This is a genomic window from Leptotrichia sp. oral taxon 218, assembly GCF_018128225.1.
In the GTDB taxonomy this organism is placed as follows: domain Bacteria; phylum Fusobacteriota; class Fusobacteriia; order Fusobacteriales; family Leptotrichiaceae; genus Leptotrichia.
In genome coordinates, this window is sequence record NZ_CP072377.1 from 1,846,053 (window position 1) to 1,869,951 (window position 23,899).

At 30.1% G+C, this 23,899-nt stretch carries 23 protein-coding genes and 8 tRNA genes; 1 reads left to right on the top strand and 30 read right to left on the bottom strand.

What is annotated here, in order from left to right; genetic code table 11:
- Positions 1 to 312 precede the first annotated feature (312 nt).
- The 14 genes from J5A73_RS08720 to J5A73_RS08785 form a co-directional block, all read right to left on the bottom strand.
- Complete coding sequence (locus J5A73_RS08720) at positions 313 to 1,926, bottom strand: prolyl oligopeptidase family serine peptidase (protein WP_211614982.1); 1,614 nt, start codon at positions 1,924 to 1,926, stop codon at positions 313 to 315.
- A gap of 99 nt (positions 1,927 to 2,025) precedes the next feature.
- Positions 2,026 to 3,123, bottom strand: a complete 1,098-nt coding sequence (gene aroC, locus J5A73_RS08725; protein ID WP_211614985.1) for a chorismate synthase — start codon at positions 3,121 to 3,123, stop codon at positions 2,026 to 2,028.
- A gap of 34 nt (positions 3,124 to 3,157) precedes the next feature.
- Complete coding sequence (locus J5A73_RS08730) at positions 3,158 to 5,110, bottom strand: peptidase (RefSeq protein ID WP_211614988.1); 1,953 nt, start codon at positions 5,108 to 5,110, stop codon at positions 3,158 to 3,160.
- 98 nt (positions 5,111 to 5,208) lie between these two features.
- Positions 5,209 to 6,504, bottom strand: coding sequence for a 3-phosphoshikimate 1-carboxyvinyltransferase (gene aroA, locus J5A73_RS08735; RefSeq protein WP_211614991.1), 1,296 nt, complete (start codon positions 6,502 to 6,504; stop codon positions 5,209 to 5,211).
- Positions 6,505 to 6,632: 128 nt separating this feature from the next.
- On the bottom strand, positions 6,633 to 7,169 hold the full coding sequence (locus J5A73_RS08740) for a DUF2262 domain-containing protein (protein ID WP_211614994.1): 537 nt from the start codon (positions 7,167 to 7,169) through the stop codon (positions 6,633 to 6,635).
- Positions 7,170 to 7,287: 118 nt separating this feature from the next.
- Positions 7,288 to 8,379, bottom strand: coding sequence for a 3-dehydroquinate synthase (gene aroB, locus J5A73_RS08745; RefSeq protein WP_211614997.1), 1,092 nt, complete (start codon positions 8,377 to 8,379; stop codon positions 7,288 to 7,290).
- Positions 8,380 to 8,578: 199 nt separating this feature from the next.
- The gene (locus tag J5A73_RS08750) at positions 8,579 to 9,676 is read right to left on the bottom strand and encodes an RNA-guided endonuclease TnpB family protein (RefSeq protein WP_211614999.1); all 1,098 of its coding nucleotides are present in this window, start codon (positions 9,674 to 9,676) and stop codon (positions 8,579 to 8,581) included.
- A 241-nt stretch (positions 9,677 to 9,917) separates the two neighbouring features.
- On the bottom strand, positions 9,918 to 10,520 hold the full coding sequence (locus J5A73_RS08755) for a GNAT family N-acetyltransferase (protein WP_211615001.1): 603 nt from the start codon (positions 10,518 to 10,520) through the stop codon (positions 9,918 to 9,920).
- Between the two features lie 25 nt (positions 10,521 to 10,545).
- Positions 10,546 to 11,436 (bottom strand): prephenate dehydrogenase, encoded by an 891-nt coding sequence (locus tag J5A73_RS08760; RefSeq protein WP_249069241.1) that lies wholly within the window; start codon positions 11,434 to 11,436, stop codon positions 10,546 to 10,548.
- 63 nt (positions 11,437 to 11,499) lie between these two features.
- Positions 11,500 to 12,525, bottom strand: a complete 1,026-nt coding sequence (gene aroF, locus J5A73_RS08765) for a 3-deoxy-7-phosphoheptulonate synthase (protein WP_211615004.1) — start codon at positions 12,523 to 12,525, stop codon at positions 11,500 to 11,502.
- 215 nt (positions 12,526 to 12,740) lie between these two features.
- The gene (gene aroF / locus J5A73_RS08770; protein ID WP_211615006.1) at positions 12,741 to 13,763 is read right to left on the bottom strand and encodes a 3-deoxy-7-phosphoheptulonate synthase; all 1,023 of its coding nucleotides are present in this window, start codon (positions 13,761 to 13,763) and stop codon (positions 12,741 to 12,743) included.
- A 486-nt stretch (positions 13,764 to 14,249) separates the two neighbouring features.
- Positions 14,250 to 15,059, bottom strand: a complete 810-nt coding sequence (locus tag J5A73_RS08775; RefSeq protein WP_211615008.1) for an HAD family hydrolase — start codon at positions 15,057 to 15,059, stop codon at positions 14,250 to 14,252.
- A gap of 49 nt (positions 15,060 to 15,108) precedes the next feature.
- Positions 15,109 to 15,471: a response regulator gene (locus J5A73_RS08780; protein WP_211615011.1), complete on the bottom strand. Its 363-nt coding sequence runs from the start codon at positions 15,469 to 15,471 to the stop codon at positions 15,109 to 15,111.
- 87 nt (positions 15,472 to 15,558) lie between these two features.
- Positions 15,559 to 16,365 (bottom strand): HAD family hydrolase, encoded by an 807-nt coding sequence (locus J5A73_RS08785; protein WP_211615014.1) that lies wholly within the window; start codon positions 16,363 to 16,365, stop codon positions 15,559 to 15,561.
- Positions 16,366 to 16,569: 204 nt separating this feature from the next.
- On the opposite strand from J5A73_RS08785, the gene spoVG reads away from it, so the two are divergent.
- Positions 16,570 to 16,851 (top strand): septation regulator SpoVG, encoded by a 282-nt coding sequence (gene spoVG / locus J5A73_RS08790; protein ID WP_211615023.1) that lies wholly within the window; start codon positions 16,570 to 16,572, stop codon positions 16,849 to 16,851.
- 71 nt (positions 16,852 to 16,922) lie between these two features.
- Here spoVG and J5A73_RS08795 read toward each other — a convergent pair whose 3' ends face one another.
- The 16 genes from J5A73_RS08795 to J5A73_RS08870 form a co-directional block, all read right to left on the bottom strand.
- Positions 16,923 to 17,609, bottom strand: coding sequence for a YwaF family protein (locus tag J5A73_RS08795; protein WP_211615025.1), 687 nt, complete (start codon positions 17,607 to 17,609; stop codon positions 16,923 to 16,925).
- A gap of 213 nt (positions 17,610 to 17,822) precedes the next feature.
- On the bottom strand, positions 17,823 to 19,070 hold the full coding sequence (locus tag J5A73_RS08800; RefSeq protein ID WP_211615027.1) for an RNA-guided endonuclease TnpB family protein: 1,248 nt from the start codon (positions 19,068 to 19,070) through the stop codon (positions 17,823 to 17,825).
- 405 nt (positions 19,071 to 19,475) lie between these two features.
- On the bottom strand, positions 19,476 to 19,592 hold the full coding sequence (locus J5A73_RS08805) for a MarR family transcriptional regulator (protein WP_080667958.1): 117 nt from the start codon (positions 19,590 to 19,592) through the stop codon (positions 19,476 to 19,478).
- A 1-nt stretch (position 19,593) separates the two neighbouring features.
- Entirely contained in the window at positions 19,594 to 20,805 is a 1,212-nt protein-coding gene (locus J5A73_RS08810; protein ID WP_211615031.1) for an MFS transporter, read from the bottom strand.
- 91 nt (positions 20,806 to 20,896) lie between these two features.
- A tRNA-Arg gene (locus J5A73_RS08815) sits at positions 20,897 to 20,973 on the bottom strand.
- Positions 20,974 to 20,998: 25 nt separating this feature from the next.
- Positions 20,999 to 21,093 (bottom strand) — tRNA-Ser (locus J5A73_RS08820).
- 14 nt (positions 21,094 to 21,107) lie between these two features.
- A tRNA-Ser gene (locus J5A73_RS08825) sits at positions 21,108 to 21,194 on the bottom strand.
- A 135-nt stretch (positions 21,195 to 21,329) separates the two neighbouring features.
- Positions 21,330 to 21,689, bottom strand: a complete 360-nt coding sequence (locus J5A73_RS08830) for a YbaB/EbfC family nucleoid-associated protein (RefSeq protein WP_018450406.1) — start codon at positions 21,687 to 21,689, stop codon at positions 21,330 to 21,332.
- Between the two features lie 63 nt (positions 21,690 to 21,752).
- A tRNA-Tyr gene (locus J5A73_RS08835) sits at positions 21,753 to 21,837 on the bottom strand.
- A 21-nt stretch (positions 21,838 to 21,858) separates the two neighbouring features.
- A tRNA-Thr gene (locus J5A73_RS08840) sits at positions 21,859 to 21,934 on the bottom strand.
- Positions 21,935 to 21,943: 9 nt separating this feature from the next.
- Positions 21,944 to 22,020 (bottom strand) — tRNA-Asp (locus J5A73_RS08845).
- Between the two features lie 5 nt (positions 22,021 to 22,025).
- Positions 22,026 to 22,101: transfer RNA gene (locus tag J5A73_RS08850), tRNA-Val, on the bottom strand.
- A 15-nt stretch (positions 22,102 to 22,116) separates the two neighbouring features.
- A tRNA-Glu gene (locus J5A73_RS08855) sits at positions 22,117 to 22,191 on the bottom strand.
- A 148-nt stretch (positions 22,192 to 22,339) separates the two neighbouring features.
- Complete coding sequence (gene rpmB, locus J5A73_RS08860) at positions 22,340 to 22,603, bottom strand: 50S ribosomal protein L28 (RefSeq protein WP_211615034.1); 264 nt, start codon at positions 22,601 to 22,603, stop codon at positions 22,340 to 22,342.
- A gap of 219 nt (positions 22,604 to 22,822) precedes the next feature.
- On the bottom strand, positions 22,823 to 23,212 hold the full coding sequence (locus tag J5A73_RS08865) for a nucleoside triphosphate pyrophosphohydrolase family protein (protein WP_211615037.1): 390 nt from the start codon (positions 23,210 to 23,212) through the stop codon (positions 22,823 to 22,825).
- A gap of 26 nt (positions 23,213 to 23,238) precedes the next feature.
- Positions 23,239 to 23,838, bottom strand: a complete 600-nt coding sequence (locus J5A73_RS08870; RefSeq protein WP_211615040.1) for a hypothetical protein — start codon at positions 23,836 to 23,838, stop codon at positions 23,239 to 23,241.
- Positions 23,839 to 23,899: the final 61 nt, after the last annotated feature.

The window sequence follows — 23,899 nt, forward strand, 5'->3', positions numbered from 1 at the left end:
AATCCAATTTTGATTTTTTTCAAAATCCTTAACTACTCAATTATTATATCATATATTTTATTTGTTGTCAACACTTTTTTTTAAATTTTTATTTTTTTATAAAATAAGTGTATTTCACAATCAAACGCAATAAAAAATATATAAAAAACATAGTAAAAATGATATACTAAATTATTTTTCTAAAATAACATATTTTACAATATATATATATTCTTTAATTATTTTTTTTAACAAAAAATATGCCATTCATCTCACAATTAAAGTTGCGAGTCTTCTGGCATAATTAATAATAATATAAATCTAAAAAAGTCACTAAAAATTTTTATCTATTTTTATTTTGCTTTTCTTCTGAAAATTCATCCACTCAAACACATTTTCAAATGTTTTCCCTTTCAACTTAGCCTTTTCACTTCCACCTTTCCCAACATTACTCGGTTCAAACCCAAAAGTTGTCTCATCTTTAGAATTTCTTATTTTATCTCGATTTTGTACACCTTCTACTTGATTATTCAAAAAATATATCCATGAAAAATGTCCTGGAAATCTAGAATTGGGTTCATCTGTTCCAATCACATTTTCATAATATGAGTACCAAGCATTGTCAGCTCCAGCCTTCAATAAATCTCTATATGTTGGAAGCGAGAATTTCTGCGGTGTAACAATTCCATCATCTGCCGCTGCAATAAACCAAACTGGTGTTTTTTTCATTTTTTGAATTTTTTCTTTTGTTACCCATAATTTTTTAGTTTCCTCAAATTTTGAAGCTGCACTATTTTCTCCACCTGCAGAAACTTCAATATCTTTTGCTTTGTAAGTTCCGTCTGCATTTCTAGCATACTCATGGTAAGCATATGCCTCACAAATTGGTACAGCTGCTGCAAAATAGTCTGGATAAGTGATTATCATGTTTACTGTCATATATCCACCATTTGAATCTCCAGCAAGATAAATTCTTTCTGTATCAACAGATGGATTATGTTTCACATATTCTTTAATTGTATCCATTAAAATTTGCGTATATCGTGAAACTCCACTTCCGTTACCATTTGTCCCGTCACCTTCGTCCATCCAATAAGTAGGCGATTGAACAGCCAATACAAAAGCTCCTTTTGTATCAGTTCCTTTCGTAGTAAAATATTTTTGAATTTCTTCTTTCGCAAGTGCCGAAGTTTCTGTACCCAAAATATCAATATCAGGATCTGTTCCACCTTCACCTTGTCCATGAAGCCAAATAATTAATGGTTTTTTATCTCCTTTTTTCAAAATTTCTGGCTCATAAGCCGCCATTTCCAATTTCAAATTTTCCACTTTTTTCGTAATCGGATTTTTGTAATTTCCACTAAAAGAATTTCTATAAGTGAACAATTCCGTATCAGTCGAAACTCGATTATTAATTACATCCTCCTTTTTATTAACTGAATAATCTTTCCCATCAACAGTAACTTTTCCATCAATTTCTACAACATATTCTTTCGCCCATTCATTAAAAAATTTCTTCATGTTATAAGAAAATGGAGAACCTTCATATTTCAAAGTTTTCTGATTAAATACATTTTCCAATTCAAGCGTAACAATCCCAGTATCAAAGGCTTTTTCTCCTTTATTATCCGAAACATACACATTAGTTACCTTTCTCTCAACTCCATTCGTCTTAACTTTCCAGTCATTTTTATCAAGCCCTGTAATTCGATAATCATCCATTTTCATAATAATTTTACTCACAGTAGGCCCACTCTCAAAACCTTTTACAAAAATACTGATTTTTTTTATTCCGTTATAATTTTTTAAATTCATAATTTTTTCATTTTCCTCTCTAATTTCAACTCTTTTAACATTTATTTTTCTTTTATTTTTTGGCGCACCATTTCCAAGTATGCCAGTAATTAGAGCAGCAAATAAAATAACTACACTTAAATTTTTTTTCATAATTTTATTCTCCTTATTTTCTTTTTTTTATATTTTTAAAAAAATAGGAGTCAAAAACTCCCACTATAATCTACAACTTTAATTAAACTATTCTTAATTTTACAATCTATATTTCTTAGCTTCCAAAAATCTATCCAAAATCACAATCGCAGTCGCACATTCCAATACAACAATTGCTCTTGGCACAATCACTGGATCATGTCGACCTTTCACTTCCAAAATATCTGATTTTTTTGTTTCTAAATTCACTGTTTTTTGTGCCTTTGAAATCGAAGGCGTTGGTTTTATCGCAACTTTAAAGCTAATCGGCATCCCAGTCGAAATTCCTCCAACAATTCCTCCATTATTATTCGTATACGATTTTATATTTCCATTTTCATCAAAATACATCTCGTCATTCGCTTCATATCCAGTCATCTTAGCAATTCCAAATCCTGCTCCAAATTCAATACCTTTCACAGCTGGAACAGAAAAAATCATTCTTGAAATTTCACTCTCAATCGATTCAAAAAACGGATCTCCAATCCCAGGTTTCACCCCTGTAATCATCACTTCCACAATTCCACCCAAAGAATTTTCTTCTTCTCTAGCTTTCATTATCGCATTTTCCATCTTTTGAGCTATTCCATCTTCCAAAGTCGGCAAAATCATTCCATGTAATTTATCAATATTCTCTTGAGTAATATCACTTTCCACAAAATCTCTTTCTTCAATATCATAAAGTGATTTTATATGAGCTCCAATCAAAATTCCTTGACTTTTCAAAATCTGTTTCGCAATCGCACCAGCAAATACAATCGAAGTCGTTATTCTCCCTGAAAAATGCCCACTTCCACGAATATCATTAAACCCATCATATCGATTAAATCCACTCCAATCAGCATGTCCTGGTCTTGGTTTTCTTCTAAGTTCACTATAATCCTTTGATCTCTGATCCCTATTTCTAACAATCATCGCAAGTGGCGTTCCAGTCGTTCTTCCATCAAAAAATCCACTCAAAATCTCAAATTCATCTTTTTCCACTCTAGGCGTTGTCAATTTTGATCTTCCAGGTGCTCTTCTTTTCATTTCCTGCGAGATAAATTCTAAATCTAGTTCAGTTCCCGCTGGAACTCCGTCAATATTCACTCCCAATGCCGTTCCATGCGATTCTCCAAACAATGAAATTCTATAATTTTTTCCAAAATTTGCTCCCATTTTCTAGCTCCTTCTCTTTTTTAAATTTAAAATTCTATTTTTCTGCTTTTACCAATTCATCATAATTTGTAACTTTCTTTTTGTCCTCTTTTGAAAGTAAATTATACAATTTATGAACCATTTCTAAATATGATTTTTTCGTGTATTTTTCACCAGTTCTATTATTCAATACTATTTTTTCTGCATTTGGAATATCACTTATCAATTTACTTACAATAACATAAGGTTTCCAATCTTCTATATAGGTATCATTTTTTCCATTAGGTGTATATTGAGCCGTGTTCAATCCAGCAGTTCCTGAACCCTTTTTAATATTTCCATTTTTATCACGACCAATCCATTTATTTTTTAGTTGTTCCACTTTTCCACGAGCTTGAGCAGTTTCACGTCTTTGTTCAAATAACCATTCAAATGGATAATCTATTTGATATCCATATTTCCAAGTCGACATATGAGAACCTCTACTAAATTCTCCCCAGTTTATTCCTGTACCTGGTTTTGTATTATCATGAGTTGTCATTTTTTTATCAATTTTATTTTGCTCTTCAACAGAAAGATAAGGATCCCATTCGTTGTGTGAAATTTCAACTCCTGTAGCCTTAAAATATTCCTGAATTGTTTTCCACAAACTTGTTGCCATCAAATCATCTGCAGCCGTATGAACCAATATATTATCATCAGAAATCATATAATACCAATTCTGATAATTCTTTTTATCAAGTCCAAATCCATTAAAACTAATCAGATCATTTTGTGGCGAACGAGCTGCTGCACCATTATTTTGAAAATCTTTATTATAATTATTAGACCATTGAGATCCTAAAATTGCTACTCCTGCAAAAAAATTATCTCTTTGTGCTGCCATATCTAAAAGAAGCATTCCTCCCATAGATTGACCAGTTCCATAAATACGGCTTTCATTAATATATCCTTTATATTCCTTCAAAACAGAATCCAGAAGTTCCCAAATTGCTGTATTTGCTTCACTTGAAGAAACAACATCATTTGTAGAACGACGACTTTCTTCAACTTGTGGAACAATGATTATTGCTGGATTTTTCTCTTGAAGTTCTTTACTCGCCATTTTTGCAGCTGCTTTTGTAGAAGTAAGCGAAGCCATTGGATCAATGTCATTTGCCCCTGCGTGTTCCATATGAAGTACAACCGAGATATTTCCTTTATTTTTTTCTAAAACTTCTTTATTTGGAACATAAATTGCATAAGGCATTTCAAAATCCTCATATTTTCCAGTATATTCACTATATGCCTTAGTTGCTTTAAATCCTCCATTTCCAATATAATTTATTTTCCATCCACTATTTTTGTCAAACTCTGGCAAAATAATTTTATTTTTATCTGCTTTAATAACAGTTTGCTTAACTGTTTCACCTGTTGGTCTAGTTTGCGTTTTATCTTCCAAAGTATAATTTGAAATTTCCCTCGTTCCAGCAGCAATTTTTCCATTCTTACCAACAACTTCTCCAATTTGTTTCACACCAGCCATCATTGTACTTGTATAGGATAAATTTTGTCCAGTAAGCATATAATCTGTATTCACTTCAATAATTACATATTTTCCTTCTTTAGTACCACCATTTTTAGAAATTTCTGGCTTATCGTTAACATAAACTTTTGTGATTTGCCCTTCATTCCCTTTTGTATTATCCCTATCAATTTCCACAGTCTTCTCAAAACCATCTTTTTTCTCGCTGTAAATCGCATAATCTGTAATTTCATAATCATTTTTATTTACAGAATCAGCTTTAATATTCTGATTATACTCAACAATAATTGCCGAAGTTTTAGCACCTTCTAAATCAACAAAACCATAAGATTTGACATCAACAATCGCATTATCAGCCGAAACCGATTTTATAATTTTACTTTTATTCACAGTTTTTGCAAAAGAAACTGTACTAAATGCCATTCCTGTCAAAAATAAAGCCATCATTCCAAAATATATTTTCTTTTTACAATCTAATTTCATAAACTTTCCTTCCTTCTTTCTTTCATTTATTCAATATTATTTGTATAAACAAACTTTATATAAAAAATAAAAGATTTTCTTAATTAATTTGTAATTTTTTACTTCTCAATAACTTCAATCTCTCCACCCATTTTTACAAAATCATCCCAGAAATGCGGATAAGATTTTCTGACACTTTCAGCTTCTTCCAAAACAATCTCTTTTTCACATCGAGATGACGCAACTGCTAGAGACATCGCAATTCTATGGTCATTCCAAGCACTCACCGTAACTCCACCAGTAAATCCTTGTACACCTTGAGTAATCAAGCTATCCCCTTTCTCAGCCACATTCGCACCAAGTTTATTAAGCTCAGTTTTTATTGAAGTAATTCTATCTGACTCCTTAATTCTAAGTCTTTCTCCATTAATAATCCGAGTCTCCCCTTCACTCAATGCAGCAAGCACAGTCAAAATCGGTGCAATATCAGGACATTGAGAAATATCAATCACAGTTCCTTTTGTTTTAGATGGCTTCACAATCACATAATCATCAAAAATCTCAAGATTTGCACCCATTCTAGTAACAATCTCAATAATTTCCCTATCTCCTTGCAACGAATTTTTATTCACATGCAAACATTTCACTTCATTATCACGATTCGCCGAAATTATCCCCGCGACAATCCAAAATGCCACTTGCGAATAATCACCTTCAACAGTATAATCAAAAGGCTTATAACTCTGATTACCTTTTATCTCAAACGATTTATAATCATTATTTTTTATCTCAATCCCAGCTAACTGCAAAATTTCCAGCGTCAAATCAATGTACCCCTTCGACTCCAAATTTTTATTAATAATCAGCTTAGAATCCCCATCAAGAAGTGGCAAAGCATACAAAAGCCCAGTAATAAACTGCGAACTAATATTTCCGTCAATCTCATAATTCCCAGCCTTCAATTTTCCATTAACTGTAAGTGGCAATTTCCCAACAGTCGTCTCATACTTCAACCCTTGCTCCTCAAAAATTTTATAATACGAATCCAGCGGTCTATCCACCAATTTCCCTTTCCCATCAAAAATCAATTCATTCTCGCTCGTAATCCCAACAGGAATCAAAAATCTAATCGTAGACCCCGACTCATTACATTGCACATACTTATCCTTCGGAACAACTTTCCCATCATTCCCAACAATCTCAAGAGCACTTTCAAATCTTTTAATTTTCGCTCCCCAATTTTCCATAATATCCGTTGTTGTAGTAATATCCACAGAAAACTTTAAATTATCAATCATCGACTTCTTCTCACTTTCGGCTAATGCCGCTGCAATCACCGCTCTATGCGAATAACTTTTTGACGGTGGTATTTCTATTTTTCCATTTAATGTACTTGGTTTTATTTTTATTTTCATAAATTTTTCTCCTTTTACATTGTTTTTTTCCTCTTCATTTTAAGTCTAAAAGAAACCCTTTAAACCAAAACCTTTATTCAAAATCTTATCCTTATCAAAATTCTCTTTCAACACTCAAAACTAAAAATTTATCCTACAATATCCGCTTCACCTCTAAATTCCCCGTTAATATTCCCCATTAATTCAATCCCATGCCCTGCAAAAAATACTTCATCATCATAATAGTACACCGTAAAATCTCCATCAGAAGTTATATGCAACCCTTCAAGATAAATCCCATTTTTAAAAACTTCTTTTGAAACTTTTTGTTCTTTTAACTCTTCCTTTTCTTTTTCCGTAAATTTAGAATTTGAATTTTTTTCAAGTATTTCTATCATTTCATCCACATCTTCCTCATCTACTGAAGAAAACCAATCTTCTGCTAACCAACGCAAATCTTCCACAATTCTATCCCTTATTCTCTCATCCCATTCTTTTTGATTAAGATACATAATTTTAAATTGTTCAATTGCTCCTTTAACTTCTTCTACTTTTTTCTCTTCACTCCAATTATGCCCAATTCCACCATCAAAACTCACACTTATTTTTCTCCCAAGCCACTCAACTTCAGTTTCAAAATTTTTTATTTCTCCAAAAATTTCATCTTTAATAATTTTATTATCCATCTTATTCCTCCATTTTATTCTTTTCCAATTCAAGATTTTAATAACTTTATCAGACACCGCCTAACCTTTTCAATTTTCCAATATAATCACACATTTCTATTTCCACACTTGCAAATGCTTACTCAAAAATCTCTTCCGCCCCAATCTTCATAATCTCAACTTCCCCAATTTCCTTCAAAATTACAAAATTAATCCCGTCATTCGTACTTTTCTTATCCCTTTTCATAATCTTAGCAATCTCATCTTTTGGATACTCAATTTCAGTTGGCAAATTCAATGCTTTAAGCAATTTCGCAATCTTCACAGCTTCCCCTTCTTTAGTAAATCCTTTTTTCTCTCCAATTTTCGTAATATCCACCATCCCAGCAGAAATCGCCTCTCCGTGCGAATATTTTTCATAATTTGTAAACTGCTCAATCGCATGACCAATCGTATGCCCAAAATTCAATATCATTCTCAAGTTGCTTTCCTTCTCATCTTTTTCCACAACTTCCTTCTTTATCTCACAAGAACGATAAACAAGCTCATTCACATACTTCATCAAATGTTCACGCAATTTTTGTATATAATTTTCATCATCTTGCGAAACCCCAACTTTTTCCACAATTTCCACAAGTCTATCAAAAAAATTCTTATCATAAATACATCCATATTTCACAATTTCCCCAAATCCATCGTAAAAATATCTATCAGTTAATGTATTTAAAAAATAATTATCAATTAAAACAAGTTTTGGCTGATGAAATGCCCCAACAAGATTTTTCCCCTCAGGCAAATCAACTCCAACTTTTCCTCCAACACTGCTGTCAACTTGCGAAACTATTGTTGTAGGAATTTGAATAAACCCAATCCCACGCATATAACTAGCCGCTGCAAATCCAGCAATATCTCCAACAACTCCGCCACCAAATGCAACAACCATATCCTTTCTCGTAAGCCCTTCATTCACCATAGCCGAATAAATCGAAGGCATTATCCCAATATGCTTATGTTTTTCTCCAGCTTGTAGCACAAATATACTATAATTAAATCCTTTAAACATTTCTTTATACTTTTCTTCATAAATCTCATGAACATTCGAGTCTGTAATTACAAACAATTTTTTCCCAGTATAAACTTCTCCAATATATTTTGGAAATTCCTCAAAAAAATTTTCCCCAATCATAATATCATAAGAATTTTTTCCCAATCCAACATGTAATTTTTCCATAATTTATCCATCCTTTTAATCATAATTTTTCATTTAATACTAAATTTACATTTCAAATCAATATTATTTTCCTAAAAACAATTGTATAGTGAACTACTCCCGCTTTTAGAAGCGGGAGCTTCTTGGGAAGTATCTGCTTTTGCTAGCCAAATATATTTACCAAGCTCTTCGGACAGTCCCTGCCCTGTTTTTTTATTTCCTAATATTTCAACATTTCTTTTCCAACATCTCTTATATTAAGTGCCGCATTGTAATCTCTATCAATCTCAATTCCGCAACACTCACATTTATAGCTTCTTTCTGATAATTTCAGTTCCTCTTTAATATTTCCGCATTTACTACAAGTTTTCGACGACGGAAACCACTTATCTATCTTCAAAAATTGTTTCCCTAAAAACATCAACTTATACTCAAGCATCCTCAAAAACATTCCCCATCCATTATCTCCTACACTTTTCCCAAAATTTAATGCCTGGCTCATCCCTTTCATATTCAAATCCTCGACAATCACAGCATTATGTTCTTTGGACAATTTTTTTGATAATTTATGCAAAAAATCTCTTCGACAATTTTTAATATATTCATGTAATTTTGATATTTTTGCTTTTTGTTTATACCAATTTTTAGAAAACTTTACTTTTCTTGATAATGATTTCTGTAATTTCTTCAATTTTTTCTCCAACATCCTAAAATATCTTGGATAATCAGCCCTTTGGTTTTCAGAGCTGACAAATAATTCAGACATTGAAAAATCAAGTCCAATCACTTTATCATTACTTGGTATTTTTTGAATTTCTTTTTCAAATTCCGTCAAAACAGAAACATAGTAATTTCCATTACTATTTGTCAATGTTACTGACTTTATCTTGTAATCTTTTGTTATTTCTCTATGATATTTTAATTTAACTTTTTTCAATTTTGGCAAAACCAAATATTTATTTTCTTCAATTCGTATTGAATTATTCACACAATTTGTTGTATAACTTTTAACATTATTCTTTTTAGATTTGAACCTTGGAAATTTCGCTCTCTTTTGAAAGAAATTCGTAAACGATCGTTTTACATTCAATTGAGCATTTGAAAGTGCCAGGCTGTCTACTTCTTTCAAAAATTGGTTTTCACTTTTCAAACTGGCAGGTGTAATTATTTTATTTTTTCCAGTTTCTTCATAAATTTTATTAGCAGTGTACAAAATCGTATTGTAAACAAAACGAACACATCCAAAAGTCTTGTCTATCAACAATTCTTGATCTTTATTTGGATAAATTCTATATTTGAATGCTAAATTATATTTCATAAAATTACACCTCCTTTTGACTTTGAATATTATTTCTTTAGAAATTTTATCATTAATGATTTCTCTTCAATATTTTATACAAAAATTTTATCATGGATGTATCCTTTTTTCAATTTTTTTTACAAAAAAAAAAGCAATTCATCTCCCACTTGTAGAAGCCGGAGACTTCTTGCTATCTTTTGTTAAAATATAGCAAAACCACTAAATCCAACAATTTAAAATGATTTTACTATATAATTTTTTATTTCAAGTTATATCTTTTTTCAAGTTCTCTTTTTATATAAACCGACTGAAACTCTTCTTTTAACATATCCATTATAATAATATCATAAGTTTTTCCCATAATTTCAACCGCTTTCCGTAACCGTCCTACTTCCTTAAAGCCAATTTTTTTATACATATTATAGGCTGGTTCATTATATTCGAATACTTTTAGCGATATATTTCTCAAATTTAAAAATGAGAAACCATAATCAAGTATTAATTTCAGAGCTTCTGTTCCATAACCTTTTCGCTGATGTTTAGTATTTCCTATTAGAACTCCCAATGCACCGTTTCTATTTACCATATCTAATGAATTAAATCCAATATTTCCCAAAAGTTCATCGTTTTCAAGTAGTCTAACAGCAAACATTTTTTCTTTTTTTATTAAAGTTAAAAATTCCTTTTCACTTTCAAAATCTGTAATATTTGTATAAGAAACAGAGCCTAAACCAACTGAAACTTTTATATCATTAACCATCTCAGTATACTTTTCAATATCATCAAGAGAAATTGGTGAAAAATAAATATTATCTCCAACTAGTGTTTTCAAATACTTTTTCTTTTCAGAATTATTTTCCATTTCATTCCTCCCAAGTTAATTTCTCTTAATCTATTTTCTCCCTACGTTTCGTAGAAATTATAAATTTCTCTTTTAATGTCCCCAAATCATTATTATTCAAGGCATCTTTAATTACATCCAGTTCTTTTTCAAACTGCTGTATCATTTTCAAAAGATTTTTTTTGTTCCCCATAAACAGCTCTGCCCACAAATCTTCATTTATTTTTGCAATTCTCGTCAAATCTCGATAAGAATCTCCAATAAAACGATTTGTATCATACTTCTCACTATCACTATTCACAAGTGAAACCGCAATCGCATGAGTAAGCTGACTCGTAAACGCAATAATCTCATCATGTTCCTGTGCCGTAAGAAAACTAACCTTCTTGAATCCCATCAATCTTACAATTTCCGAAAGTAATTCCAAATTTTCCTTTTTATTTTTTTCATCCTTAATAATTATATAATTTGCATTTTGAAAAACACGATTATCCGCAAAATCAATTCCTCTTTTTTCACGCCCTGCCATCGGATGTCCAAAAATAAAGTCAATATTTTTCCCATTCTTTTTATTACTTTCCTCAATAATCGGATCAATATCTCCAATAATTTTCTCCTTAATACCCACAACATCAGTAATTATGGCATTTTCCTTAAAATTATCAATATTATTCACAAAAAACGATTTCATCAAGTTAGGATAAAGAGTAATTACAACAAAATCTGATTTTTCCAAAGGGTCCTTAGTTTCAAGAAACCCTTTATTTATCATATTTTTCTCCTCTGCCTTTTTCAAAGTTTCCTCATCAATATCAATTCCATAAATCGTCTTAATACCAATCTCCCTAAAACTCTGTGCAAAAGCAGCTCCAATCACTCCAAGCCCAACAATCGTTACTGTCAAATCTTCTATTTTTTTCAAATTATTTTTCATCATAATCTTATCTCATTTCACAATTTACTCTTAAATTACAACAGCTATACCACTTCAGCTAAATAATTATTTTGATTTAAAACTTTTCCCCAACACATTTGCAATTTTTTCCACATTTTCCATCAAATGTTTAAATACATCTTCTTTCAACGATTGTGGTCCATCTGACAACGCTTTATCTGGTTCTGGATGAACTTCTACCATAAGTCCATCTGCTCCTGCTGCCACTCCTGCCATTCCAAGTGGTTCTACCATCCAGTATTTTCCTGTAGAGTGAGCTGAATCAACTATTATTGGTAAATGTGTCAATTTTTTTATCATCGGAACTGCATTTAAGTCAAGCACATTTCTATAAGCTGTTTCATAAGTTCTTATCCCTCTTTCACAAAGAACTACATTTTCATTTCCTCCTGCCAAAATATATTCAGCTGACATTAGCCATTCTTCTATTGTCGCACTAAGTCCTCTTTTTAAAAGTACTGGAATATTTGTTTTTCCAACTGCTTTCAATAAATCAAAGTTTTGCATATTTCTTGCTCCAAGCTGAATCATATCAACATGTGGACCGAATTCATGCAATTGTGCAATCGACATTACTTCACAGATTATTGGAAGTCCTGTTTCTTCTTTTGCCTTTTTCATCAATTCAATTCCTTCCATTCCTAGTCCTTGGAACGCATATGGCGATGTTCTAGGTTTTACTACTCCACCTCTCAACATTGTTGCTCCATATTTTTTCACTATTCTTGCCGCTGTCATAATTTGTTCTTCATTTTCAACCGAACAAGGTCCTGCCATCATCACAAGATTATTTCCTCCAATTTCTACATCTCCAACTTTTACAATTGTATCTTCTGGATGAAATTTTCTACTTGCTCTCTTGTACGGCTCTTGAACCCTTTGAACATCAATTACATATTCTAAAGATTGAATATGCTTAATATCAATAGAGCTAATATCTCCAACTAACCCTAAAATTGAATATTCTGCCCCAATAATTGGCTTCACTTTAACATTATTTTCTTCTTCCAATCTTTTTATCAATCTTTCTAATACGCTTTTATCAATTTTCCCATCTACTTTTATAATCATAACTTTATTTTCCTTTCTCTTATTTTATTTTTATTTTTTTATTTTATCTTATTTTATTTTCTATTATTATATTGAATTAAACTGTATTGTATTTATTATATTATTTATGTCATATTTTATAAAATTTTCTAACTTTTGGTAATGTCATTGCTAACATCTTTTTTATAATTTCAAATATTTCAAAATTTTAAAAACAAAATCTATTTTTCAAAAAATTATTTCGCTTTAAAACTTTTCCCCAATACATTTGCAATTTTTTCCACATTTTCCATCAAATGTTTAAATACATCTTCTTTCAACGATTGTGGTCCATCTGACAATGCTTTATCTGGTTCTGGATGAACTTCTACCATAAGTCCATCTGCTCCTGCTGCCACTCCTGCCATTCCAAGTGGTTCTACCATCCAATATTTTCCTGTAGAGTGAGCTGAATCAACTATTATTGGTAAATGTGTCAATTTTTTTATCATTGGAACTGCATTTAAGTCAAGCACATTTCTATAAGCGGTTTCATAAGTTCTTATTCCTCTTTCACAAAGAACCACATTTTCATTTCCTCCTGCCAAAATATATTCAGCCGACATAAGCCATTCTTCTATTGTCGCACTTAGACCTCTTTTCAAAAGTACTGGAATATTTGTTTTCCCAACTTCCTTTAATAAATCAAAGTTCTGCATATTTCTTGCTCCAAGCTGAATCATATCAACGTGTGGACCAAATTCATGCAATTGTGAAATCGACATCACTTCACATATTATTGGAAGTCCTGTTTCCTCTTTTGCCTTTTTCATCAATTCAATTCCTTCCATTCCTAGACCTTGGAACGCATATGGCGATGTTCTTGGTTTTACTACTCCACCCCTTAACATTGTTGCTCCATATTTTTTCACTATTCTTGCCGCTGTCATAATTTGCTCTTCATTTTCAACCGAACAAGGTCCTGCCATCATCACAAGATTATTTCCACCAATTTCTACATCTCCCACTTTTACAACCGTATCTTCTGGATGAAATTTTCTGCTCGCTCTTTTGTACGGTTCTTGCACTCTTTGCACATCAAGCACTCCTTCAATTGCCAAAACTCTGTTCACATCTATAACACTTGTATCTCCAACTAATCCAATTATTGTATATTCACTTCCATAAGACAAATGTGGCTGTAAATTAAGCTCTTCCACTCTTTTCAACAATTTTTCCATATTTTCCTGTGAAATATTTTCATCTACTTTTATAATCATTACTTTTCCTCCATTTATTTTTTGTTTTAATTTTTTTATTTTGTAATAAAAAAACTCTCTATAATAGGAGAGTTGAAAATCGCACTTACATTTTATATATCAAAATTCAATAAAATAAATTTATAAAAAGAAACTCATTGACAGAATTTTTATTACTAAAAAATATTTAATTTATAAACTAAAATTTACAAATCACTAATTTAAAAAAAATTTATTAAATTCAATACTACTAAATTATGCAAAAACGCATATTTTCCTACCAATAACTACATTTTATAATTTTCATTTTCACTTCCAAAATTTGCAAAAAGTGCAAATTATACCTACTATCCTACATTTTTTTATTTTTTACTTGTTCATTCTATCAAAAATATAATTAATTGTCAACTGCTAACCTAAAAAATTCTCAAATTTTTATTTCTTTAATAAGTAACTTGCAAGGAGAAATCAAAAATTATTTCTCCTCAGAAAAAATAAATAAAAAAATTATTTTAAAAACAATTCCTGCAATTTTAGCGCTTCACCATCTTCCATATTTTTTCCTACATATTCAAAATCACTTGGCAATAAATTTTTCAGTCTATCAATGGCATTTCCCATAGCGTAACCTTTTCCAACCATCGTAAGCAGCTCAAAGTCATTTTCTCCATCGCCAAAAGCTATAGCTTCTTCCAATTTTACATTTTCCTTTTCCAGCAAAAATTTCGCTGCAAGTCCTTTATTAGCTCCTTTTGACATAATTTCCATACATTGGTCTGTAACAAAAATCACATTTACACCTTTAGTCACCTTCAAAATTTCCTTTTCCAATTTTAAAAGCTCTTCGTGGTCACCGATATAAAAAATTTTTAAAATATCCAAATTTTTTAATTCTGTTTCTGGAACTTCCCTAAAATTAACTTTTACCTGATTAGTTATTCTGTCAAAAACATCTTGCGCTGTCCCTTTTGTTATAATCCATTCATTCCCAGAAAAAATATTAAGATGAGATTTTTTTGCAATATTTTTATAATCTAAATCAAGTATTGCATCAGAGTCTTCTTTATTTAATCCTCTTTCATAAATCAACTTCCCATCTCCATCAAAAATTCTTGCACCATTTGCAGCAATCACAGGAATTTTTATGTCAAGCTGTTCAGTCACATAACCAATTTGCTCATAACTTCTTCCAGAAGCAATATAAAATTTAATACCTTTTGCCATTATTTTTTTTATCGTATCAATGGTAACAGGCGAGATATAATGTCCTTTGGCAATTAATGTTCCATCCAAATCGCTAATAACTGCTTTATACATTTTTTTAATCCTTTCATTTTAGTTATTTATTTTTTAGTTGATCTAAATTTTATAAAAATAATTTCGAAAATGCTTCCACAAACTCTTCGTCAGTAAACGGTTTTGATAAAAATGACTTAGCTCCAGCTTCAATTCCCATTTTTTGATAATTTGGAAACATTACCATTGTGCTGCAAATCATTATTTTTGCATCTTTGTCATAATTTGAAATTTCTTTTGTAGCTGCAAGACCGTGCATATTTGGCATATTTATATCCATTGTTACAACTTGCGGTTTTACCTTTTTATACATTTTCAACGCTTCCAGTCCATCATTTGCTTCATAAACTTCATATCCCATTTCTTCTAATATATCTCTTATATCTTCTCTTATGTAAGGTGTGTCGTCGACAACCAACGCTAATTTTTTCATAACAATTTCCTTTCAAAATAATTTTTTATATTTTTTTGCAACTTTTTGTAACTTTTTATAATTTTTTACAACTTTTTTAAAAATAATTTACAAATTAAATATTTCTCGAACTTTTTTAGCCATTCCATCACTCTTATTACTTTCAATAATCTCTGTATCAGAAAGTTTTTCAAGCAATCTGTAAATGGAATTTTCCATCGCAAATCCAAGCCCTGTCTGCGTGATTAAATCGTAATCATTGACTCCATCTCCAAAAGACACCGCATCTTTCAATGTTAGCCCATCTTTTCGTAATAAAAAATTAGCCGCAACAGCTTTATCACAAGTTTTTGAAAAAATTTCTAAACTTCTTTCATTTACAAAAACGATATTTGTTTCATCATTTGTAACTCGTTTAACTTCTTTTTCCAATTCCAGTAATTTTTCATGGTCTCCTAAAAAAAACATTTTTGAAAAATTTTTTTTGCTAAAATCTTCAAAAGAAATTTGTTCTGGATATAGTTTTCTCTCTGGTTTTTGCGCATAAAAGTAAGCTTTTGCATCTTCAGTCACATACCAATTGTTACCTGAATATCCATTTAAAATAATGTCACTTCCAAAAGATTTGTAATTTATTGCAAGTAATTTTTCAACATATTTTCTTGCAAGATTATTCACATAAATTTCAGTTCCAGATTCATCCAAGATTCTTGCTCCATTTGATGTAATTAATGGAATTTTTAATCCAATTTCTTCCATAATTTCCTTTGCACCAAGATAACTTCTTCCAGTCGCAATGTAGAATTTTATATCTTTTTTTAATAGTAGCTCAATGGTTTCCTTTGTATATGGACTAACTTTGTGCTTTTCATTCAAAAGTGTCCCATCCAAATCACTGACAACAGCTTTGTACATAAACACATACCTCCTTTGATAATTTTAGCACATTATAAAAAAAATTCAAAATTTTTCTTTTTTTAATTTTTTATTTAACAAAATTATTTTTTTTATTTATCTAAATATAAAAAATATAAAGAAAATCTCTTGTTTTTTGTAGCAAATGGGGTATAATTATAGTGAAAAGGTAACAAAAAAACATACAGAAAAGGAGAAAAGTTTATGAAAGTTACAGATGTTCGTATTAGAATTGGGAAAAAACCTGAAGTTGCAAATGATAGACTAAAGGCACATGTTGACATTACTTTTGAAGATAGCTTTGTTATCCACGGTTTAAAAATAATTGATGGTCAAAACGGATTATTTGTGGCAATGCCTTCAAGAAAGATGCCAAATGGAGAATTTAAAGATATAGTTCATCCTATAACTCCCGAATTACGGCAAGAAATAACAAAAGTTATACTTGATAAATTTGAAGAAGAAAGTAATAAAGCAGAAAAATAATTTTTTTACGAACAAGCACAATAATCCCCTTTTTCGATATGGGATAAATTGTGCTTTTTTTCATTATATTATTAATCAAATTCATTTTTTACTTTTATTTTTGAAAGAAGATAAAGTAATATTTCCAACAATATCATTCCACTTATTAAAACAATTCTATATATCCAAAATGGCTTTATGAATCCAAATATTCTAGGTTCAATATATTCTCGCAAAAACATCGCATTTATATCTTTAAACAAAAAATTATAAAATGCAGCGTACAAAAATATAATAAGTAAAGTTATTATAGATTGAAAAAGTCCTTTTTTCGTAGGTTCTCCATCTAAATATTTTGCTCCAAATACAACTGTAAAAACAATTAATGCATGCATTATCATAAAAATATAGACATAATAATTATTAAAATAATTTGTAATTCCAGGCAAAACTAACGCTAAAAAAGGACCAAAAGACAAATAATAGACGATATTATATAAATATTTTGTCCTAAAAATTAGATAAAAGGCAGCAAAAATTGCCACAAAGTTGCAAAGATGGACAAGCATCACATTATGGATTGGCTCTTTTTGGTAAATTACCCGATAAACTGAATCAACAACTTTAAAAAACAACAAAAAATATCCCAAAAATACCGAATATTTTTTTAAATCAATTTTTTTAAAAATTTTGGGAATAAAAAGCAATAAAGTGCAAAATAACGCTGAAACAACAAATGTTTCTATATGAATTGGACTAAAATAACTAAAATTATACATAAATTTCCTTTCTTTATTTCTTTATTTTTTTATTTTTTTCTATTTCTTCATTTCTTTACTTATTTTTTTTATTTTTTTTATTTTTTTATTTATTTTACCATAAATTCTAGCATTTTTCTATTTTTTATTAATTACTGAACCTCCCACGACTAAAGTCACAGGGTTCTAAAATCTTTAAAAATATTCAAAAATTTTCTAAGAAGTTTGATAGCTTTACACTACCCTTATTCTTTTAGGCATGTCCAGCTCACCTCTATTGTATAGGATACTTAAATCCACAACTTTACTTTTCCTTAATATGTTTAATGCTCCATTACAATCTGCATTTAATTGATAGCCTTTACTTGTTTGATATAGTCCTCTTTTTATTCTTTTTCCACTGAATATATATTTTTGTGAATTTTCTTTATCATATATTGGAATTTCATCTCCATCAAAGAAACTTGCTTTTGATGTATAACTCTCTTCTTGCAGTCTAAATTCTATTCCATATAGTTTACATAGGTATATTAATTTATCTCTTAATTTTCCATACGGTATATTTACAAAGTTCTGATTATTTATACTTCCTATATTTGAATTTCTTTGAAAATCTTCATTATATCCTAGAACTAGTTTTCCTATATCATTATTAAGACAATAATTTACAATTATTCTTGCTGCTTTTGAAAGGTAATCATTTATACGATTATTTCTCTTTCTGGCTATTCTCTTTTGTCTTAATGTTGTGCGCTCAATCTTTTGCTTATCTTTTATACTTTGTAATTTTGCATTTATCTTATTATAGTATTGATTTATTGATTTTAATTTTCTACCATCTATTATGAATGAAACTCCAGCATTTGTAACACAAGTGCAAAGATTATCTATACCTAAATCAATTCCTAGTGCATTTTCTTTATTTAATTCCCTTTGAACTTCTTCTACCTCATAAGTATATTGAATTTCAAAGTACCTAGAATGTTGTTTTGGTATTATTCTAATCTCTTTTATCTTCTTGCCTTTTAATACTGGTGGTAGTTTTATTGCGATTTCCTTATGTGTCTTTCTAAATGAATTTGAATAAGGAACTATCAGAATATCATCTTTTAATCTTACAAAACCTATAACAAGAGTAGTAAAACCATCTTTAGCAAGATATTTAGGTAATTTTATTTTTTTATTATCATATTGATCATTCTTAGCAAGTTTTAAAAGTCCAAAAAACGATTTGAAACTTCTGTCTACTTCTTTTAGAATTTGCTGAGCCATATTAGAATTTAACTTCTTATAGTTCTCACTGTTTTTAAGCATTTTATAGTTTTCGTTATAACTTAAATACTTTTTCTTATTAAAATAATACTGTCTAATATTATATATAGCTTCATTAGTTAAGTTCTTGGCTATATGTGATAAATGTTTTAAATTCCTAAACTCCTTTTTACTAAGATGCTTTACTTGTTGTTTTAATGTTAAATACATATATAATCACCTCCTTTTCATCAGAGATATTATACCATGTATTCTACATTTTATCTGTTTATTTTTAAATATTTTTAAAGTTTTTAAAACCCCACAACAGTGGGAAGCGTTGTTCACATAAATACGCTACCATTTATGCAGTTCTCTTATGAACTTCTTGTTATCTCTAACAAGCACAGACTATATCTTATCCTTATCCTATTTCCAAGGACTTAGGCGAAACCACTTCCAATACCTATCGCTTGTATTGTACTCCCCTCACGAGGGATAGTCGTTGAACTTTCCTTTTCAGGTTTAGCTGCTGATTGTCTATTATCATAATGTTTAGGATTTAACCTTGCACCATCTAGTATATTTTTTCTGCTTTCGCTACCTTCACACCTATACCATATTTGAACGAAGGTATTATGTTGTGGTTATACTAGCTTTAAGAGTTCCCAGCAATTCAGTTTCTTTGTTGCACGGTTTTGCTCCGTGTCTACATACAAGTTTCCCTATATGCTTACTAAAATTTTCGTACAATTCATCTCACGACTAAAGTCGCGAGTGTTCTTGTACTATTTAATAAAATAAGTAAAAATACAATTCCCATTACAGCGATATTTGTAATAAAAGGCAAAAATTCACTCATTTTCAGTAAATGTCCCGACAAAAGAGAACCAATCGCATTTCCAAGAAATCCAACAGCTGAAGCTACTCCTAAAATTTTTCCTTGATTTTCTTTATATCTTTTAGCAATAATCGTATTTCCAAGCGATCTAACAATTTCGTAAGACATCGTATAAATCGCCATTATAACATAAGGAATTATCCCAGATTTTATTCTAAATAAAATTACTGCCATAAAAATTATACCAATCAAAATCATAAATTTATAAATATTTTTTTCTTTAAATTTCAAAACCAATTTTTCCAGCAAAAATGCCGTTCCAAAAAAAGCGGTAAGCGAAGAAAACATCACAAAAGTTCCTATTGTATTTGAAGAAACTTTTTCATTAAACCTCAAAAAATAATTAAGTGCATTGGCGTATGAATAAATTCCAATTCCAGATAACAAAATTATAAGACAGAAATATTTTGAATAATTATCCAATTCTTTTATATATTTAAAAGTTGCAAATGGATTTAATTTCTTTGGATCAATCTTTTCAGTTTTATCTTTTTTGTGAATTATTTCTTTCATAAGAAATAATATAATAATTGAAACAATACTTCCACATATAAACTGCAATACAAAAGAATATCTTGGATCAATGTCAGCAACCATTCCTCCAATTTTTTGACCAATTGCACCACCTATTACAGTAGCCGAACTAACTTTGGCAATATTTTTAGCTTTCTCGCCACTTTTTGACAATTGACTCACATACCCAAAAGCAATCGCATAAGTTCCACCAGATGCAAAACCTGAAACAACTCTAGCAATAAACACCAAAGGCAATTGCGCAACAAATCCAAAAAACAACTGAGAAGTCCCATAGATAAGTGGCATAAAGATAAATAACTTTTTCATTCCAATATGATCCGCAATAGCTCCCAAATATGGCGACGAAATAAACATAGCCACACTCATAAATGCCAAAAGTTCTCCAGATACACTTTTTTCCCATCCTCTCATTTCAATTAGCGCTGGAGTTCCAGGATGTCCAAAATTATAAACAATTACACATAAAAACATCATTATTATCATTTTATTGATATTTTTTTTCTTTTCTAACTCTTTATTTTCTTCCATTTATTCTCCTTCAAATTTTTTTAAAATAAAAAAACCAATAAAAATTATTTATTGATTTTCAATGTCTAATATTTTTTTATTTAATAAATTATGGCGCACCTAACAGGAGTCGAACCCATAACCTTCTGATCCGTAGTCAGACGCTCTATCCAGTTGAGCTACAGGTGCAAAAAAAACCTTCTTATAAAAAAAATGGCGGAGAAGGAGGGATTCGAACCCTCGATCCAAGTTTTAGCCCGGATACTCCCTTAGCAGGGGAGCGCATTCGGCCAGCTCTGCCACTTCTCCAAAATTATATTTAATGGCGGGTGAACTGGGATTCGAACCCAGACATCTTGCGATTTCGCCGGTTTTCAAGACCGGTCCCTTAGCCGTTCGGACATCCACCCACACGCTACATTTGGTATTTTATCATATTTAATATTATTTGTCAAATATTTTTTAATTTTTTTATAAAAAAACCAGAAATTATTTTCTGGTCCATTTCCAATTACTTTAAAACTGCAAAAAATCTAAACTTTTTATTAGAATAATCCTGGAATACTCACTCCACCAGTAACTACTTCCATTTCTTTTTCTGCCATTTCTTCAGCTTTATCTAAAATTTCATTTACTGCATTTATAATTAAATCTGAAACGATTGTTGAATCATTTTCTTCAATTGCGTCTTTTAAAACATCTAAAGAAATTGATAAATCAACTAATTTTTTTTGACCATTGGCTTTAACAGTGATTCCACCACCAGCTACAGAACTTTCTACAAATTTATCTTTTAATCCTTCTTGAATTTTTAACATTTCTTGTTGCATTACTTGAGCTTGTTTTATAATATCTTGTTGGCTTCCTCCTGATTTATTTCCTGCTCCTTTTATTTTTCTAACCATAATTAATATTTCCTCCTACGAAATTATATGATTTTTCACATTTAAATTTTTTATAAAAAAAAATGGTGGAGAGAGAAGGATTCGAACCTTCGAAGGCTGAGCCGGCAGATTTACAGTCTGATCCCTTTGGCCACTCGGGAACCTCTCCACAACATTATTAATTTTTCTATGGTGCCGCTTGTCGGACTCGAACCAACCACCTACTGATTACAAGTCAGTTGCTCTACCAGATGAGCTAAAGCGGCAAAATTTTATGGCGGAAGTGACGAGACTCGAACTCGCGACATCTTGCGTGACAGGCAAGCACTCTAACCAACTGAGCTACACCTCCATAAATGGTGGTCACAATTGGGCTCGAACCAATGACCCCCTGCTTGTAAGGCAGGTGCTCTCCCAACTGAGCTATGCGACCATAATTTTATTTAATTGGTACGGCCTAGGGGAGTCGAACCCCTGTTGCCAGGATGAAAACCTGGAGTCCTGACCACTAGACGAAGGCCGCACACTTTATTTGTGAAATTTATTTATCTCACGACGAAAAATATTATATCATATATATTTTTAGATGTCAACACTTTTTTTTAATTTTTTTATATTTTTTTATATTTTTCAAAATAACTTAGAAATAAAAAAAGTAAGTTACTAATAACTTACTTTACTGCAAATAATGCTTTTTGAACTTTAGGACTTAATGTTTTAATATTTTTTAACAATATTTTTTTAACTTGATCAACATTTTTTCCTTTTAATGTTTTCATAGCTTTTGTGCAAACTCTTACTCTTACTTCGCTTCCATTAATATTTAAAAGCATTGTCTGCAAATTTGGTTTCCATATTCTTTTTGTAGCTTTGTGAGAGTGACTTACTCTATTTCCGTGGCTAACTTCTTTTCCAAAAACTTCACATCTTCTCATTGTTTTTCACCCTACTAAAATTAGTAGCTCCTTTCTTAATTTTAAATATAGTTTTCACTATTTATAATTTTTAATTACTTAACTAATTTATTTTTTAGTTAAAATTCTTCATATATCGACCTATATTTTATCATATTTCTCAAATTTTTACAAGTATTTTCCAAATATTAGATAAATAAAATTTTTTTATTTTTCAAAATATTTGTTCAATAATATTTTTTATTTTTTTTCAAAAAATTGCTTTAAATTTGGCGGAAAATAATTTGGTCCCTTTATAACTTTCCCGTCTTCTCGATAAATCGGATTTCCATTTTCGTCCAATTTACTAAGATTACTTCTGTGGATTTCCTCAAAAACTTCATCAATCACATCTTGCATTCCGTGCTCAATAATTGTCCCGCAAAGAATGTAGAGCATATCTCCAAGTGCATCTGCCACTTCCACAACATCTCCTTTTTTAGCCGCTTCCAAATATTCTCCATTTTCTTCAGCCATCAAGTCAAATCTCAATTTTTCCAATCCATCCTTTAATTTTCCAATTGGCTTTTCAGAATTTCCAAGTTTATAGATTCTATGAAATTCTTCTACACATTCTATCTTTCTTTTCATATATTTTTTTATTTCCCTTTCAAAATTTATATTAAAATCATCGTGCTTATTATAAGCAAAATCAGTATTTTCACAATATCCGTATACAAAACTGCCGCCACATAAAATCTTGTTTTCTCCAGAAATTCAGTTTCATTATTTTCTAAAACTTTTATTTTTATCATTTTTTTTATTTTTTTTGAATCAAAAATTATTAAAATTATTACGAGAAATAACGATATTATTAGCAATATTACAGGTAAAATTCCAATATTTTTCTGAAACAAAACTTTTATTACTGAAGAAAAAATTGATAAATTTAATCCAGTTAAAAGCGAATAAACTACAAAACTTGACTTTATAATTTTTTTGCTTTTGTTAATTATAATTTTATACAAAAAAAATGTTAAAAAAATTTCTAAAATAATTATTGCAATAAATAAAAACGACATTTTATCCAAAACTTGCTTCATCTTAAAAATATACATAATTTTATACATTTCAGCCTGTAAATTTAACATATGTGACAGCAGAATAGAAATCATTATTCCACAAAACACCCAAATCTTACTGTTTGTAATTTCATCGTTAATAAATTTTTCCAAATCACCATTTAATTTATCTTGATTTAATTTATTATCCTGCAAAATTTTCCCGCTTTCTAAAAAAGTAAAATTGCTTTAAAATCAGAAAAACTCCAACTTTAAA